Raw genomic sequence first — 14,860 nt, forward strand, 5'->3', positions numbered from 1 at the left:
GCCTTAGCGCCGACCGAGGATCAGGCCGAACAGCAGGCCCAGCGCGGCGGCGATGCCGACGGCCTTCAACGGGTGATCCTTCACCGCGCCTTCAGCCCCGGCCAGCCCGGCGGCGCCCTTGGCGCGCAGGGTTTCGGCCTGTTCGCGGGCAGCGGCGGAGAGGGCTGCGCCGTCCTGTTTGCCCATGGCAACCATCTGTTCGGCAAGGCGCGACAGTTCGGCCTTCATATGGGCAAGCTGGGTCTCCAGCGTGTCGGCGGCGGTTTCGATCTTGTTCGGCATGGATGCCTCCTGTGCTGCGGAGATGCGGCAAGGCCCGTGCAGAAGACAGCACGGGCCGCGCGCATCGGTCAAGGGAAAGCGCGCGAGACGCGAAAAGGTTCCCTGTGGCAGACAAAAAACGACAGGTGACTTGCGTACACCGGGCGTACACCCCCCGTACACCCGCTGTGCGGCGGATTTGAGGGGCGGGGGCCGCCCCTCAAATCCCTGTCAGGCGCCGATTTCCTTGGCCGCATCCTGCCGGGTGCGCCACAGGGAATAGGCCACGCCCGCACCAAGGATGGCGAAGGTGATGCCCAGCGACCAGCTTGCCGGGAACTTCTCCCACCCCATCAGATCGGCGATGAAGATCTTCGATCCGATGAACACCAGCAGCACCGCCAGCGCCTGTTTCAGATAGTGGAAGCGGTGCAGCACGGCGGCGAGGGCGAAGTAGAGCGCGCGCAGGCCGAGGATGGCGAAGATGTTCGAGGTGTAGACGATATAGGGGTCGGTGGTGATGGCAAACACGGCGGGCACGCTATCCACCGCGAAGATCAGGTCGGCGATTTCCACCAGGATCAGCGCAAGGAACAGCGGGGTCATGTAGGTGACGATGCGGCCCGCCTTGTTGGGCTGTTTCACGAAGAAGGCCGGGCCGTGCAGGCTTTCTGTCACGCGGAAGCGTTTGCGCATGAAGCGCAGGACGGGGTTCTGCGACAGGTCCATTTCCTTTTCCTCGGTCACCAGCATCTTGATGCCGGTGAAGACGAGGAAGGCGGCGAAGAAATACAGCAGCCAGCCATATTGCGCGATCAGCGTGGCGCCGAGGCCGATCATCACCCCGCGCAGCACGATCACGCCAAGGATACCCCAGAACAGCACGCGGTGCTGCAACTGGCGGGGGATGGCGAAGAACGAAAAGATCAGCGCGATGACAAACACGTTGTCGAGGGCGAGGGTTTTTTCAACCACGAAGGCCGTCATGTATTCGGCGGCGGCGGTGGCGCCGAGCTGATACCAGACGAAGCCGCCGAAGCTGACGCCCAGCGTGATATACAGGGCGGACAGGCGCAGGCTTTCGGGCACGCCGATTTCATGGTCTTCCTTGTGCAGCACGCCAAGGTCGAAGACCAGCAGCGCCAGCACAAGGCCCAGGAAGGTGAACCATAGCCAGAGCGGGGTTCCGAGAAACAGGGTAAAAAGCAGGGTCTCCATGGCATCCTCTTGTTGTGACAGGAGCATACTGGGAGACAGGCCAAAACCGGGCTGGCACCGAGCATGCTCGATGCGGTCCGACATCACGCGATTGCGTCAGAGGGGCCCGGTCCGCCTCACAAAGATGTGTGGGGGGCGCGGGATTTCAAGCCGCGCCCCGAAGTTTTTATTCGGCGTCGCTGTCCCAGCCGGAAATGGCTTTGACCTCGAGGAATTCCTCGATCCCCCAATGACCGCCTTCGCGGGCGCGGCCCGAGGCCTTGACCCCGCCGAAGGGCGAGCCTGCGGCGCGGGATTTGCCGTTCATTTCCACCATGCCAGAGCGCAGCTTGCGGGCCAGTCGGTTGCGGCGGGCGCCATCCTGGCTTTGCACATAGTTGGTCAGGCCATAGGGCGTATCATTGGCGATGCGCACGGCCTCTTCTTCCGTGTCGAAGGGCAGGATCGACAGGACGGGGCCGAAGATTTCCTCGCGCTCGATGGTCATGCCCGGCGTCACATCGGCAAAGACGGTGGGCTTGACGTAGAAGCCGCGGTTCAGATGTTCCGGCAGGCCAAGGCCGCCGGCCACAAGCCGGGCGCCTTCGTCGATGCCCTTCTGGATATAGCCCTGAATCTGTTCCCACTGGCGCTTGTTCACCACCGGGCCGATATGTTTTCCCTCTTCCGAGGCCGGGCCGACGGGGATGGATTGCGCGACCTCGGCGGCGATTTCCACCGCGCGGTCATAGATCGGCCGTTCCACCAGCATCCGCGAGGGCGCGTTGCAGGATTGGCCGGAGTTCTGCATCATGTGGCGCACGCCGCGTTCCACCGCCTTGTCATCGGCATCGGCGAAGATCAGGTTGGCGCCCTTGCCGCCGAGTTCCAGCGTCACGCGTTTCAGCGTCTGCGCGGCGGCGGCGGAAATCGCGCGCCCGGCGCGGGTCGATCCGGTGAAGGAGATCATCTCGACATCCGGGTGCGCAGACAGGCGGGTGCCCACCCCCGCGCCGTCGCCATTCACCAGATTGAACACGCCTGGGGGCAGGCCCGCGTCGTGGCAAAATTCGGCAAACAGCATCGAGGAGAGCGGCGATTCCTCGGAGGGTTTCAGCACGCAGGTGCAACCGGCCAACAGCGCCGGGATCACCTTCAGCGTGACCTGATTCATCGGCCAGTTCCACGGCGTGATCAGGCCGACGACGCCGATCGGCTCCAGCGCGATGCGGTCGTTGGGGGCGTGGGGGCCAAGCGGGCGGACCCATTCGATGGAATCGAAGGCGGTGAGGAAGTTCTTCAGGTGCCACGGCAGGCAGGGCGCCTGACTTTCGCGGGCCAGTTTGATCGGCGCGCCCATCTCGACGCTGATCGCCTGCGCCATTTCTTCGGCCCGCGCCTCGTATTGCGCGAGGATTGCCGCCACATAAGCGCGGCGCGTTTCGGGCGGGGTGACGGACCAGGTGTCGAAGGCGGATTTGGCGGCGGCGACGGCGTGGTCGCAATCGGCCTCGGACCCCAGCGAGATCACGGCGCAGGGCTCTTCGGTGGACGGGTCGATCACCGCGCAATCGCGGGGGGATAGCGGCGCGACCCAGGCGCCGTCGATATAGAAGTCGCGTTTCTCGATCATGGGATCCTCCGGTTTGGGCGGAAAGTGAACCTTTGGCGGCAGGCTTGCAACAGGTTTCTGATAATTTGATCAAATTATCAGAAGTCGCGCCAGCTTTCGGGATCATAGCCGAAGCGCGTCAGATCCTGACCGATCAGGCCGCGCGCAAGGTCGGCCAGCGCGGGGGTGTAGGTTTCGGCGGCGCGTTTGCTGCTGTTGGGGCGGCGGTCCATCCGGGCCAGCACCCAATCCTCGGGGAAGCCGAGGCGGCGGCCGAGGGTGAGGAAGCCCTCTTCCTTTTCTTCCTCGATGCGGAAGATGCGCGCATAGCGCAGCCGGTCGCACATCAGCACGGTGGATTGGCTGTCCCAATGGTGATCGCGCTGGCCTTCGGGTTGGGATGCGGCGTAGCGCAGGAAGGTTTCGAACGGAATCAGTGTGTTGGGGGCGCCCCCGGGCAGGCCCTGCGCCCGGGCGAAGGCGCGCAGCGGCGGCAGTTCGTGCTTGCGCATGGAGCGGGCATAGGCGGCGTCGGCGCCATCGGGGCTGCGGTGGTGGCCATCGAGAAACTTGTTCTTCCACGCCGAGGCAAGGCGCCCGTATGGGTTGCGCACGAAGGCGAAGGTTTCAAACGCGGCGGGATCGCGGATGAAGGCCCAGTAATCGCGCAGCGGTGCCATCGGAAAGCGGCGCGGCACCGACAGGAAGCGCAGTCGCCCGTTGGACGGATCGGCAAGGCCGCGATGATCGCGGTAGCCATCGGTCAACCATTGGCGGGTGAAGGTGGTCAGCACCTTGGGATTGAGCATGAGCGCGGTGCGGCTCTCCCTATCGAGGAAAAGCTTGAACGGACTGAAATGGCGGTTGGGCTTGAGCATGGCATCCCCGGGCTGCGGCTTCTGGTTAGCAGGGCGGGGGCGGGGCGTCCACCATGGCGGCGGGACTTGGGAAAGCGTTCTGCAGCGGGCGTGGCGCGGGTGATTTTCGACTTATTTCGAGCAGTTTGCCGCAGTGGGGTGAAACTTCTGTTCCTGATCGTTATCTAGGAAAGCGAACCGATTCCGTTCTGGAGAACACGCATGTCCATCCGCATCAACGACGTTGCCCCCGATTTCACCGCCGAGTCGACGGCAGGGACCATCAAGTTCCATGACTGGCTGGGTGACAGCTATGCGATCATTTTCAGCCATCCGCGCGATTTCACCCCGGTCTGCACCACGGAATTCGGCGCGGTGGCACAGCTTGCGGGCGAGTTTGCCAAACGCAATACCAAGGTGATCGGCGTGTCGGTCGATGCGGTGGAAGACCACCTGAAATGGAAGCGCGACATCGAGGCGTTTTCGGGCAGCCCGGCGGATTTTCCGATCATCGACGACACCTCGCTGACCGTGGCCAAGGCCTATGACATGCTGCCGGCCGAGTTCTATCTGCCGGTCGAGGGCCGCACCCCGGCCAATACCGCCACGGTGCGCACCGTCTATATCATCGGGCCGGACAAGAAAGTGCGCCTGACCATGACCTATCCGATGTCGGTGGGCCGCAACTTTGCGGAAATCCTGCGGGCGCTGGATGCGGTGCAGGCCACCGATGGCGTGCCGCTGGCCACCCCGGCCAACTGGGTGCCGGGGCAGGATGTCATCGTGGCGCTGAGCCTGAACAACGAACAGGCCGCCGCGAAATACGGCGATCTGGATATCAAGCTGCCCTATCTGCGCTTCGCCAAAGCGCCGAAGTAAGCGGTCTGCCAGACCCGAGAACAGCCCCGGATTCCGGGGCTGTTTGCGTTTGTGGGTCTGGTCTGCCGCACGAGCCATGCGTCTGGTGCATGGCGGGCTTGGGCAAGCCCGGGATTGTGCAGGTGCAGCATAAGGTCCATTTCAACGGGGAGCGCAGGGCAGACCGCTGCCGCGCCTAACCGTATGAGGCATGACATGGCATATCTTTCTTCGCAGCGTGAGACCGGCTTTTCCCTGTCCGGGATCGCCAGCAACGTCGTGGCGGGTGTGAAAGCCGCCATCGCGCGTCGCGCCATCTATAACCGCACCCTTGCGGAACTGAACGGGCTGAGCGACCGCGACCTTGCCGACCTTGGCATCCATCGTGTGCAGATCGCCGAAGTGGCGTCGCAGGCGGCCTATCACGCCTGACCGGCGCTGACGGCAAGAGGTACAGAGGTCCGTGGCGGTTGCCACGGGCCTTTTTCTTTACGATCCGCCCAGCGGATAGCCGTTGCCCCAGACCTGCGCCGCTTCGCGCCGCAGGGTGGCGCGTTCGGCGGCGGCCAGCCGGGCGAGCGCTGCCGTCTCGTTGCCGCCTTCGCGCAGGGTGCGCTGCCACAGCCGCAGGGCGGACTGTGCGCTCCACGGCAGGGCGGCGTGGATCAGCCAGCGGCGCAGGGCGGGGGGCAGGCGGTCATGGCGCAGCATCGGGCTGCCCTTGCGCCAGCGGGCATGGGGCGAGCGGAGGTTGCGGGTCATGCTGCCTGACTGCGCCACTGTGGAAAGGGATCGGCCAGCCCAGCCCAGGCGGCAGGCGTGAACTGCGCGGCGGCGACAAGCGCCGCATCCAGCCGGGCGCGCAGCGCAGCCTCGTCCATCGCCGCGCCGATGAACACGATTTCCTGCCGCCGGTCGCCCCAGACCTCGTCCCATTGGGCCGCCAGCTCGGCGCGGGCTTCGGGGTGTTGCGGCCAGCGCGCCTGTGGCACGGCGGCCCACCAGTGGCCCAGCGGTGCCACCGAAGAGACCGCCCCGGCCAGCGCAAATTCTGCCGCCCAGTCGGGCCGGGTGGCCAGCCAGAAATGCCCCTTGGCCCGGATGACCCCGGCAAGATCGCCGTTCAGCACCGTGTGGAGCCGCGCCGGATCGAAAGGGCGGCGGGCGCGGTAGACGAAGCTGGAAATGCCGTATTCCTCGGTTTCCGGCAGGTGATGGGCAAAGCCATACAGCTCTTTCGCCCAAAGCGGATGTTCATGCGCGCGGTCGAAATCGAACAGGCCGGTGTCGAAGATCGCGCCGGGGGCGACGCTGCCATGATCGGCTTCGATCAGCCGGGCATCGGGGTTCAGCGCGCGGATGATGGTGCGGGCCGTCGCCGCACGCTCTGCCCCCGCATCGCTGACCTTGTTCAACACGACGACATCGGCAAATTCGATCTGATCGGTCAGCAGGGCGACAAGGCTGCGGGTGTCGCCGTCGCCCAGACTTTCGCCCCGGTCGGCGAGAAAGTCGTGGCTGGAAAAATCGCGCAGCAGGTTGATGGCATCGACCACCGTCACCATCGTATCCAGCCGTGCCACATCCGACAGGCTTTGCCCTGCGGCATCGCGGAAATCGAAGGTGGCGGCGACGGGCAGCGGTTCGGCAATGCCGGTGCTTTCGATCAGCAGATAGTCAAAGCGCTCTTCGGCGGCGAGACGGCGCACCTCGGTCAGCAGATCGTCGCGCAGGGTGCAGCAGATGCAGCCATTGGTCAGTTCCACCAGCTTTTCATCGGTGCGGGACAGATCGGCGCCGTTGCGGATCAGGCCCGCGTCGATATTCACCTCGGACATATCGTTGACGATCACCGCGACGCGGCGGCCATCGCGGTTGTTGAGGATGTGGTTGAGCAGGGTGGTCTTGCCTGCCCCGAGGAAGCCGGACAGCACGGTGACGGGAAGGCGGGGATCGGGTCGGCGGTGATCAGGCATGGGTGATTCTCGTTATGTTATAAAATAACAATAACGGGATGAGTCTGGCCCCGCAAGGGGGCGCAGGTCAGGCGCTGCGGGGAAACAGGATGATCTGCGCGCCAAGCTGGGCGCGATCATACAGCAACATGATGTGCTGGTTGGCCAGCCGAACGCAGCCATTGGAGACGGCGGTGCCAATCGTCCAGGGCTCGAACGTGCCGTGGATGCGCAGGAACGTGTCGCCGCGCGCCTCGTCGAACAGGTAAAGCGCGCGGGCGCCCAGCGGATTGCCGGGGCCGCCGGGCATCCCATTGGCATATTTCGCGTAATGGTCCGGGTCGCGGGCGATCATTTCGGGCGTGGGGGTCCAGCTTGGCCATTCTTTCTTGGCGCCAAGGGTGAAATAGCCCGCCTCATACAGCCCGCCCCGGGCGATGCCGACGGTGAAGCGCAGGGCGAACTGGCTGTCGATCATGTAGTAGAGCGCGAAGGCGTCGGGTACGACCATGATCGTGCCGGGCGGATAGGCATCCTGCAGATACAGCGTGTAGGGCTGCTGTTCGGGCGGCACGACCCAGGTTTCGGCATTGCGTTCTTCCTGTGCGACAGCGGGAAGGGCACAACTGGCCGCCCCCGCGGCGAGGAAGTGGCGGCGGGACAGGGGAGAGGGCATGGGGCATCCTTCGGCTTGCGGCTTGCACAGAAGAATCGTCCTGAATGGCCTTCGGTTCCAGAGGAGAATGCCCCGCCTCACGCAGGGTTGACGCAAAAGGCCCCGGATCGCTCCGGGGCCTTGCGTTTTCGGTCGAAGCGGCGGGGATCAACCCTCGGCGGCTTCTTCCTTTTCTTTCTTGTCGCCAACGATTTCTTCGCCGGTTTCCTGATCGACCATCTTCATGCCAAGGCGCACCTTGCCGCGATCGTCGAAGCCCAGAAGTTTGACCTTCACTTCCTGGCCTTCCTTGAGGATCTCGTTCGGGTGGTTCAGACGCTTGTTGGCGATCTGCGACACATGGACGAGGCCGTCACGCTTGCCGAAGAAGTTCACGAAGGCGCCGAAATCGACCAGTTTCACCACTTTGCCGGTGTAGATCTGGCCTTCTTCCGGCTCTGCCACGATCGACCAGATCATGTCATAGGCCTTCTTGATCGCCTCGGCCGAGTTCGATGCGATCTTGATCATGCCGTCATCGTTGATATCGACCTTGGCGCCCGAAAGCTCCACGATCTCGCGGATGACCTTGCCGCCCGACCCGATCACTTCACGGATCTTGTCGGTGGGGATGGTCAGGGTTTCGATCTTCGGCGCGTATTCCGAGAAGCCTTGCGGCGCGGAAAGGGCCTTGTTCATCTCGGCCAGGATGTGCAGGCGGCCATCTTTGGCCTGTGCCAGCGCCTGTTCCATGATTTCCGGGGTGATCCCGGCAACCTTGATGTCCATCTGCATGGTGGTGATGCCGTTTTCGGTGCCTGCGACCTTGAAGTCCATGTCGCCGAGGTGATCCTCGTCGCCCAGAATGTCGGTCAGCACGGCCCAGCGGCCATCGTCTTCGAGGATCAGGCCCATGGCCACGCCCGCCACCGGGGCTTTCAGCGGCACACCGGCATCCATCATCGCCAGCGACCCGCCGCAGACGGAGGCCATCGAGGAGGAGCCGTTGGATTCGGTGATCTCGGACACGACGCGGATGGTGTAGGGGAAATCGGTCGCAGCGGGCAGAACGGCCTGCAGCGCGCGCCAGGCCAGCTTGCCATGGCCGATTTCACGACGACCGGGCGAACCGACGCGGCCCACTTCGCCGACCGAATAGGGCGGGAAGTTGTAGTGCAGCAGGAAGTTGGAGCGCGAGTTGCCATGCAGCGCGTCGATGATCTGTTCATCTTCGCCGGTGCCGAGCGTGGTCACGACCAGCGCCTGGGTTTCGCCACGGGTGAACAGGGCCGAGCCATGGGTGCGCGGCAGGATGCCGGTTTCGCCGGTGATGGCACGCACGGTCTTGTTGTCACGCCCGTCGATCCGGGCGCCACCGCTGATGATGTCGCCGCGCAGGATCGAGCTTTCCAGCTTCTTGATCGCCGAACCGAGGTTGATGTCGGCCAGATCGTCTTCCGACAGCGTGGCCTTGATGGCGGCGACGGCGGCAGAGATCGCGTTGGTGCGTTCCTGCTTGTCACGCAGCGCGAAGGCGGCGCGCATCTGGGTTTCGCCCGCGGCTTTGACCTTGGCATACAGGTCCGAATAATCGGGGGCCTGGAAGTCGAAGGGTTCCTTGGCGCTGAGTTCGGCGAAGTCGATGATCAGGTCGATCACCGGCTGCATCGCGGCATGGCCGAATTTCACGGCGCCCAGCATCTCGGCTTCGGTCAGCTCGTAGGCTTCCGATTCCACCATCATCACGGCATCTTTGGTGCCGGCGATGACCAGATCAAGGCGCTGTTCCGGGTTGTCGCGCAGTTTCTGCAGATCTTCGACTTCGGGGTTCAGCACATATTCGCCATTGGCGAAGCCGACGCGCGCGGCGCCGATCGGGCCCATGAACGGCACGCCGGAAATGGTGAGCGCGGCGGAGGCGGCGATCATCGCCACGATGTCGGGTTCGTTCACGAGGTCATGCGACAGGACGGTGCACATCACGAGCACTTCGTTCTTGAAGCCTTCGACGAACAGCGGGCGGCACGGACGGTCGATCAGGCGCGAGGTCAGCGTCTCTTTTTCGGACGGCCGGGCTTCACGCTTGAAGAAGCCGCCCGGGATCTTGCCGGCGGCGTAGTATTTTTCCTGGTAATGCACGGTCAGCGGGAAGAAGTCCTGGCCCGGCTTCGCCTGTTTGGCGAAGGTCACGTTGGCCATGACCGAGGTTTCCCCCAGCGTGGCGATCACGGAGCCATCGGCCTGACGCGCGACCTTGCCGGTCTCGAGCGTCAGGGTCTCGTTGCCCCATTGGATCGACTTTTTGGTAATCTTGAACATCTGTTTTCCTATCTTGCCGGGGGACCCTCCACCCGGCGCGGTTTTCGTCATTCGGTTCGGGCGGGCCAGATGCCCGCGGCGCCTTCTCTTTTCTCTTTCCCGCGCGATGGTGCCCGGTCGCGCTGGACCCTCCTCCCGGATATTCGGGGCTCGAAAAGAAAGACGCGCCCCGCAGGGCGCGCCTTTGTCATGTCAGCGACGCAGACCCAGACGCGCGATCAGCGACTGGTAGCGGCCTTCATCCTTGCCCTTCAGATAGTCGAGCAGTTTGCGGCGCTGGGCCACGAGCATCAGGAGACCACGACGGGAGTGGTTGTCCTTTTTGTGGGTCTTGAAGTGCTCGGTCAGCGTTGCAATGCGCGAGCTGAGGATCGCAACCTGAACTTCCGGCGAGCCGGTGTCGCCTTCCTTGGTCGCGTAGTCCTTGATCAGACGGGCTTTTTCTTCGACGGTGATCGACATCGGGATCTCCTTTTCAGGGTTGAGAGTGACGGCGCAAGCCGGGATGTCGTCCAGCAGGGCCCTTGGGCTCCGCGCGGAATCCCGCAGCGGATGCGCGCACATACGCGAAAAGGCCCCAAAAGGGAAGCAGGATTTGCCGGGGCGGGATGCCTGGCATTTTAACCAATTGTTCAATGAATGTCCCCGGCCCATGGCCGGATTGCCGGTTTTGTGCCATGATCTGAGGGATGAATGTCATGCAATCCCAAGGGCTTGGTGTGGTTCTTGGTTAATGCGGGCGGCCTGCTTGTGTGGGCCTGGGTGGAGTGGGTGCAGTGCTGGGTCTGGTTGCGGTTCTGGGAGCCCTGAGCGCGGGGCTGATGCTGGATGCCCTCTTCTCGTCCTCGGACGAGGGGGGGGAGCATGACGCGGAGGCGCCGAGGGAGGACAGCGACGACTCGTCGGGCGAGACGGGCGATCTGCTGGATCTGGCGCTGGCCGCGCCAGAGCGGGCGGAAGGCGGCGCCGGGGACGCACTGCAAGAGGGCACTGCGGGCAATGACAAGCTGGCAGGGGGCCGCGCGGATGACGGGTTCGACGGTCTGGGCGGGATGGATCAGATCGTGTCGCGCGGCGGCGATGACTGGATCGCGGGCGGTGCGGGCAATGACTATGTGTTCGGCGGCTCTGGCGCGGATACGATCCTGGGCCAGGGCGGCGATGACGCGCTGACCGGCGAGGGGGGCGCCGATCTACTGGGCGGCGGCGCAGGGAATGACAGTCTGGCCGGGCATGACGGTGACGATCTGCTGGCGGGCGGCAGCGGGGATGACACGCTGATGGGGGGCAGCGGCGATGATACGCTGCGCGACGGTGCGGGGGATGACTGGCTGGCGGGGGGCTATGACGACGATCTGCTGCAGGCCGGGGCGGGCAGCGACACGCTGGACGGCGAGTTCGGCGCGGATACGCTGATCGGCCATACGCCGGGCGAGGCGGACAGCGAGACGGATTTCCTGAACGGCGGCACGGGGGATGACCTGCTGGTCGCGGGGGCGGGCGATTATGCCACGGGCGGCGAAGGGGCGGACAGGTTTCAACTGGGCGACTGGCTGGAGGAGGGCGACGGGGCGCGGCTGATGGATTTTGACGGGGCAGCGGACAAGATCGAGGTGGTCTATGACCCGGAGGTTCACCCCGAGCCGCAGTTGACGCTGGAGCCTGCGGGCGCGGGCGGGGACGTGGCAGTCTTTCTGGACGGGCTGCCGCTGGCGGTGGTGGCGGGCGGTCAGGGTCTTGCCGTGTCGGATATCGTGCTGACCCCGGCGCCGAAGGGTTGAGCGGGCGGTGAGGGGAGAGGGGGCGCTGCCCCCGTCGCCTTTGGCTGTCCGGCCCGATCCTTGCGGATCGTGCGTTCGGACCTGACGTGCTTCCACTGGAAGCACGTCAGGGCGGCCCTCACCCCCGAGTATTTTTGCCAGGATGAAGCGGGGGCTGCGTGCCTGTGGGTCTGGCCGGATCAGGCTGCCAGGGGGCGGTTCGGGTCGGTCAGCTTTCGGCGGCGGCGCGGATCAGCAGGGCGAGTTTGGTCGCCTCGCGGTTGACATCGTGGCGGGCAAGCACGCGGGCGCGGGCGGCGCGGCCCATTTCTGTCAGGCGGGCGAGGGGGAGGCTGGCGATCTGGTTGATCCCTTCGGCCAGCGCTGTGGCATCGCCCGCGGGCACCAGCCAGCCGGTTTCGGGGGTGACGAGTTCGGGCAGACCGGCAATCGCGGTGGCCAGCACCGGGCGACCGGCGGCCATCGCCTCCATCACCACCATCGGCAGGCCCTCGGCGAAAGAGGGCAGGACCAGCGCCTGCGCGGCAGCGAGTTCGGCGCGGACCTGCGCTTCGGTCAGCCAGCCTGCCAGCGTGACGTGGCGGCGCAGGGTATGGGTTTCGATCAGCGCCTCGATCTCGCCGCGCAACGGGCCGTCGCCGACGAGGGTCAGGTGCAGGTCGGGATGGTGCCTGATGGCCTGGGCCACCGCCTCGATCAGCAGGGGGAAGCCCTTCTGTTCGGAAAAGCGGCCAATGGCGACGAGGCGCAGTTTGGCGGGCACGGGGGCCGGGTCGGGGAAGCGGGCGGGTTCGATGCCGCAATGCACGACTTTCAGGCGCGGCCAGTCGGTGACGGCGGACCAGCGGCAAAGCTGGCTGCGTCCGAAGGACGAAATGGCGACGGTGAAGGCGGCGTGGCGGATCTTTTCATCCAGCGCGAGGCTGTGCGGCGCGTCAAACTCCTCTGGCCCATGGACGGTGAAGGAGTAGCGCGGGCCGCCGAGCAGATGCGCCAGCAGGGCCACGCTGGCGGAATTGGTGCCGAAATGGGCGTGGATGTGGTGGATGCCGAGGGTATGGCAGCGGGCGGCGACATAGGCTGCCTCTGCCAGATAGACAGCATGGCGGGGGCGGTTGCCCGCGCGTTTGCCCAGGCGCCAGGCGCAGGCCAACGCCCGGGCACTGGCCGCCGGATGGCGCAGCATCCAGCCAAGCGCGGTGCCCGCCAACCTGCTGCGGCCCAATTCCAGCACATGTTCGGTGCGCAGGTCTTCGGCCTTGTCGGCCTCGTCCTGCAGGGCGGCGCGGTCGGAGCGCATGGCGAGGCGGTGCACGGCGAACCCCATCCGCTCCAGCGCGTGAATCTCGCGGCGGATGAAGGTGTGCGAGGCACGGGGATAGGTGTTGACGAGGCAGGCGATCTTCACGGCATATCCGGTTGCAAGCAAGCTGTTGTAGCAGAGACCCGATCCTTGCTGAAGCATATGGCCGAAGAATGGCGTGATTGACCCTTTGGCGGGGCGGCCCTAGGGTCCGTGCCATGGAAATGGCCCGCCCCAGCATGTTCCGACGCGCCCTGCACGGCTCTGCCGTGACGGCGGGCGCCTATGCCGCCTCGCAGATCTTGCGATTGGGGGCGAATCTGATCCTGACGCGGTTGCTGTTCCCCGAGGCCTTCGGGCTGATGGCGCTGGTGTCGGTCTGCCTCGTGGGGCTGGCGATGTTTTCCGATGTCGGGCTGGGGCCTGCCATTGCGCGCAGCCCGCATGGCGACGAGCCGGAGTTTCTGGATACCGCCTGGACCTTGCAGGCGTTTCGCGGGCTGATGCTGTGCCTTGGCACGGTGGCGCTGGCCTGGCCCGCCGCGTATTTTTACGACGCGCCGGAGTTGCAGGGACTGCTGCCGGTGGCCGGGCTGGGGATGCTGATCGGCGGGCTGTTTCCGACGCGGATCGAGACGGCGACGCGGCATCTGCTGTTTGGCCGGGTGACGGCGCTGGATCTGCTGTCGCAGGTGATCGGCACGGCGGCGATGGTGGCGCTGGCCTTTGCGATGGGCTCGGTCTGGGCGCTGGTGATCGGCACGACGATCGGCACGCTGTCGAAGCTGGTGCTGATGCATTACGGGCTGCCGGGGCACCGCAACCGCTTTCGCTGGGATGCAAAGGCGGGGAAAGAGCTGATCCATTTCGGCAAGTGGATCTTCCTGTCCACCGCCTGCGGTTTTGTGCTGTCGCAGGGGGACAAGGCGATTCTGGGGGCGTTTTTGCCGCTGGATGCGCTGGGGGTCTATAATATCGGGTATTTCTTGGCCTCTTTCCCGATGCTGCTGGGCGGGGCGATCACCGGGCGGGTGCTGATCCCGCTGTACCGCGACCACCACCCTTCGGCCAGCGCCGCGAATTTCCGCAAGCTGCGGCGGCTGCGGCTGGGTTTACAGGGCGGGATCATGGCGATGCTGGCGGTGGGGGCCCTTCTGGGCCCTGCGGTGGTGGAGGTGCTGTATGACAGCCGCTATGCCATGGCGCAGGCGGTGGTCGTGGCGGTGGTGCTGGTGCAATTGCCGCAGGTGATCGGCATGACCTATGACCAGTCGGCGCTGGCCGCCGGGGATTCGCGCACGTTCTTTGTGGTGATGGCGGTGCGGGCCGGGGTGCAGACGCTGGCCTTTCTGATCGGCGTGTCGCAGGCCGGGCTGATGGGGGCGCTGCTGGCGCAGTTCCTGTCCTCGGCCTTCATGCATCTTTTGGTGATCTGGATGGCGCGGCGCAACCGGGCCTGGGATGGGGCGCTGGATGCGGGATTCGCGCTGGCCGGGCTGGCAATCGTGGCGCTGGCGCTGGGTTTGCATGGCGATCTGCTGCGAGCGCTGTAATTGCGGCGGGTTGCCGTTTTGCTGCTGAACTGCTGCCGTGTTTTTGCCCTAATTCCGTTCTAGCGTTTTTTGGCAGGCCCCGGGTTTCGGCGGTCTGGCCACTAGCGCAGAGGTAGCGGGATGGTAATCGGCGTGATGCTTTCGGGAATCCTGTCCGGTCTGGTGGCCACGGTTTCGGCGCTGCTGTCCGGTTTCCCGATCTGGCTGTCGCTGCTGCTGTATCCGATGGGCGGCATGGTGGGGGTGGCGCTGCTGCTTCTGGTCGCCCTGAAAACCCAGGCGCCCCGGGCCGAGTATTCGGCCTCTCTGGACGGGCAAGCCGATCTGCAGCGCATCGCTTGATGCCGCATGGGAAACAGTGCTTTGTGGCTTCAGGGCCGGGGCGCTGAAATCTCTGGCGCGGTATCCTGTCTTTGAGACGGGTCTGCCGACAGGCGCCATGTGCCCGAGCCCCGCGAATCAGCCAGATTGAATAGAGTGTGCGCAGGGTGAGGCGATCTCCCTTTGGT

The 14,860-nt window shown here is 65.1% G+C and carries 15 protein-coding genes; 5 read left to right on the top strand and 10 right to left on the bottom strand.

The annotated features are described in order from the left end of the window. Nucleotides 1-3: 3 nt before the first annotated feature. The 4 genes from BMX43_RS13840 to BMX43_RS13855 all read right to left on the bottom strand — a co-directional run bounded on the left by BMX43_RS13840 (nt 4) and on the right by BMX43_RS13855 (nt 3,948). The gene (locus BMX43_RS13840; RefSeq protein ID WP_091302375.1) at nt 4-282 is read right to left on the bottom strand and encodes a glycine zipper domain-containing protein; all 279 of its coding nucleotides are present in this window, start codon (nt 280-282) and stop codon (nt 4-6) included. A gap of 210 nt (nt 283-492) precedes the next feature. Beyond that, nucleotides 493-1,479, bottom strand: a complete 987-nt coding sequence (locus BMX43_RS13845) for a TerC family protein (protein ID WP_091302537.1) — start codon at nt 1,477-1,479, stop codon at nt 493-495. A gap of 166 nt (nt 1,480-1,645) precedes the next feature. After that, nucleotides 1,646-3,091, bottom strand: coding sequence for an aldehyde dehydrogenase family protein (locus BMX43_RS13850; RefSeq protein ID WP_091302377.1), 1,446 nt, complete (start codon nt 3,089-3,091; stop codon nt 1,646-1,648). Between the two features lie 77 nt (nt 3,092-3,168). Beyond that, complete coding sequence (locus BMX43_RS13855) at nt 3,169-3,948, bottom strand: sulfotransferase family 2 domain-containing protein (protein ID WP_091302379.1); 780 nt, start codon at nt 3,946-3,948, stop codon at nt 3,169-3,171. Between the two features lie 201 nt (nt 3,949-4,149). Here BMX43_RS13855 and BMX43_RS13860 point away from each other — a divergent pair, with 201 nt between their 5' ends. Both BMX43_RS13860 and BMX43_RS13865 read left to right on the top strand, forming a co-directional pair. After that, nucleotides 4,150-4,806 carry a peroxiredoxin gene (locus BMX43_RS13860; RefSeq protein WP_091302381.1) on the top strand — a complete coding sequence of 219 codons (657 nt, stop codon included), beginning with the start codon at nt 4,150-4,152 and terminating at the stop codon, nt 4,804-4,806. 195 nt (nt 4,807-5,001) lie between these two features. Continuing rightward, nucleotides 5,002-5,217: a DUF1127 domain-containing protein gene (locus BMX43_RS13865; RefSeq protein ID WP_175482117.1), complete on the top strand. Its 216-nt coding sequence runs from the start codon at nt 5,002-5,004 to the stop codon at nt 5,215-5,217. Nucleotides 5,218-5,274: 57 nt separating this feature from the next. Here BMX43_RS13865 and BMX43_RS13870 read toward each other — a convergent pair whose 3' ends face one another. The 5 genes from BMX43_RS13870 to rpsO form a co-directional block, all read right to left on the bottom strand. Further along, nucleotides 5,275-5,547, bottom strand: a complete 273-nt coding sequence (locus BMX43_RS13870) for a DUF6525 family protein (RefSeq protein WP_091302383.1) — start codon at nt 5,545-5,547, stop codon at nt 5,275-5,277. Further along, nucleotides 5,544-6,761 carry a GTP-binding protein gene (locus BMX43_RS13875; protein ID WP_091302385.1) on the bottom strand — a complete coding sequence of 406 codons (1,218 nt, stop codon included), beginning with the start codon at nt 6,759-6,761 and terminating at the stop codon, nt 5,544-5,546. The genes BMX43_RS13870 and BMX43_RS13875 overlap by 4 nt, the downstream gene beginning before the upstream one ends. Nucleotides 6,762-6,828: 67 nt before the next feature. Next, complete coding sequence (locus tag BMX43_RS13880; RefSeq protein ID WP_091302387.1) at nt 6,829-7,416, bottom strand: L,D-transpeptidase; 588 nt, start codon at nt 7,414-7,416, stop codon at nt 6,829-6,831. 147 nt (nt 7,417-7,563) lie between these two features. Continuing rightward, nucleotides 7,564-9,714 carry a polyribonucleotide nucleotidyltransferase gene (gene pnp, locus BMX43_RS13885; RefSeq protein ID WP_091302389.1) on the bottom strand — a complete coding sequence of 717 codons (2,151 nt, stop codon included), beginning with the start codon at nt 9,712-9,714 and terminating at the stop codon, nt 7,564-7,566. 192 nt (nt 9,715-9,906) lie between these two features. After that, nucleotides 9,907-10,176 (bottom strand): 30S ribosomal protein S15, encoded by a 270-nt coding sequence (gene rpsO, locus BMX43_RS13890; protein ID WP_091302541.1) that lies wholly within the window; start codon nt 10,174-10,176, stop codon nt 9,907-9,909. Nucleotides 10,177-10,490: 314 nt separating this feature from the next. On the opposite strand from rpsO, the gene BMX43_RS13895 reads away from it, so the two are divergent. Beyond that, the gene (locus tag BMX43_RS13895) at nt 10,491-11,495 is read left to right on the top strand and encodes a calcium-binding protein (protein ID WP_139201589.1); all 1,005 of its coding nucleotides are present in this window, start codon (nt 10,491-10,493) and stop codon (nt 11,493-11,495) included. Between the two features lie 208 nt (nt 11,496-11,703). Here the strand turns inward: BMX43_RS13895 and BMX43_RS13900 are convergent, their stop codons facing one another. Then, the gene (locus BMX43_RS13900) at nt 11,704-12,903 is read right to left on the bottom strand and encodes a glycosyltransferase (protein ID WP_091302543.1); all 1,200 of its coding nucleotides are present in this window, start codon (nt 12,901-12,903) and stop codon (nt 11,704-11,706) included. A gap of 113 nt (nt 12,904-13,016) precedes the next feature. On the opposite strand from BMX43_RS13900, the gene BMX43_RS13905 reads away from it, so the two are divergent. Both BMX43_RS13905 and BMX43_RS13910 read left to right on the top strand, forming a co-directional pair. Further along, on the top strand, nt 13,017-14,351 hold the full coding sequence (locus BMX43_RS13905) for an oligosaccharide flippase family protein (RefSeq protein ID WP_091302393.1): 1,335 nt from the start codon (nt 13,017-13,019) through the stop codon (nt 14,349-14,351). A 132-nt stretch (nt 14,352-14,483) separates the two neighbouring features. Beyond that, the gene (locus BMX43_RS13910; protein WP_139201590.1) at nt 14,484-14,693 is read left to right on the top strand and encodes a hypothetical protein; all 210 of its coding nucleotides are present in this window, start codon (nt 14,484-14,486) and stop codon (nt 14,691-14,693) included. Nucleotides 14,694-14,860: the final 167 nt, after the last annotated feature.

This window comes from Gemmobacter aquatilis, from assembly GCF_900110025.1.
Classification (GTDB): Bacteria; Pseudomonadota; Alphaproteobacteria; order Rhodobacterales; family Rhodobacteraceae; genus Gemmobacter; species Gemmobacter aquatilis.

What these genes read in the sequence shown, in the direction of transcription:
- BMX43_RS13840 (WP_091302375.1), bottom strand. Translation starts at nt 282, where the DNA reads ATGCCGAACAAGATCGAAACCGCCGCCGACACGCTGGAGACCCAGCTT.
- BMX43_RS13845 (WP_091302537.1), bottom strand. Translation starts at nt 1,479, where the DNA reads ATGGAGACCCTGCTTTTTACCCTGTTTCTCGGAACCCCGCTCTGGCTA.
- BMX43_RS13850 (WP_091302377.1), bottom strand. Translation starts at nt 3,091, where the DNA reads ATGATCGAGAAACGCGACTTCTATATCGACGGCGCCTGGGTCGCGCCG.
- BMX43_RS13855 (WP_091302379.1), bottom strand. Translation starts at nt 3,948, where the DNA reads ATGCTCAAGCCCAACCGCCATTTCAGTCCGTTCAAGCTTTTCCTCGAT.
- BMX43_RS13860 (WP_091302381.1), top strand. Translation starts at nt 4,150, where the DNA reads ATGTCCATCCGCATCAACGACGTTGCCCCCGATTTCACCGCCGAGTCG.
- BMX43_RS13865 (WP_175482117.1), top strand. Translation starts at nt 5,002, where the DNA reads ATGGCATATCTTTCTTCGCAGCGTGAGACCGGCTTTTCCCTGTCCGGG.
- BMX43_RS13870 (WP_091302383.1), bottom strand. Translation starts at nt 5,547, where the DNA reads ATGACCCGCAACCTCCGCTCGCCCCATGCCCGCTGGCGCAAGGGCAGC.
- BMX43_RS13875 (WP_091302385.1), bottom strand. Translation starts at nt 6,761, where the DNA reads ATGCCTGATCACCGCCGACCCGATCCCCGCCTTCCCGTCACCGTGCTG.
- BMX43_RS13880 (WP_091302387.1), bottom strand. Translation starts at nt 7,416, where the DNA reads ATGCCCTCTCCCCTGTCCCGCCGCCACTTCCTCGCCGCGGGGGCGGCC.
- pnp (WP_091302389.1), bottom strand. Translation starts at nt 9,714, where the DNA reads ATGTTCAAGATTACCAAAAAGTCGATCCAATGGGGCAACGAGACCCTG.
- rpsO (WP_091302541.1), bottom strand. Translation starts at nt 10,176, where the DNA reads ATGTCGATCACCGTCGAAGAAAAAGCCCGTCTGATCAAGGACTACGCG.
- BMX43_RS13905 (WP_091302393.1), top strand. Translation starts at nt 13,017, where the DNA reads ATGGAAATGGCCCGCCCCAGCATGTTCCGACGCGCCCTGCACGGCTCT.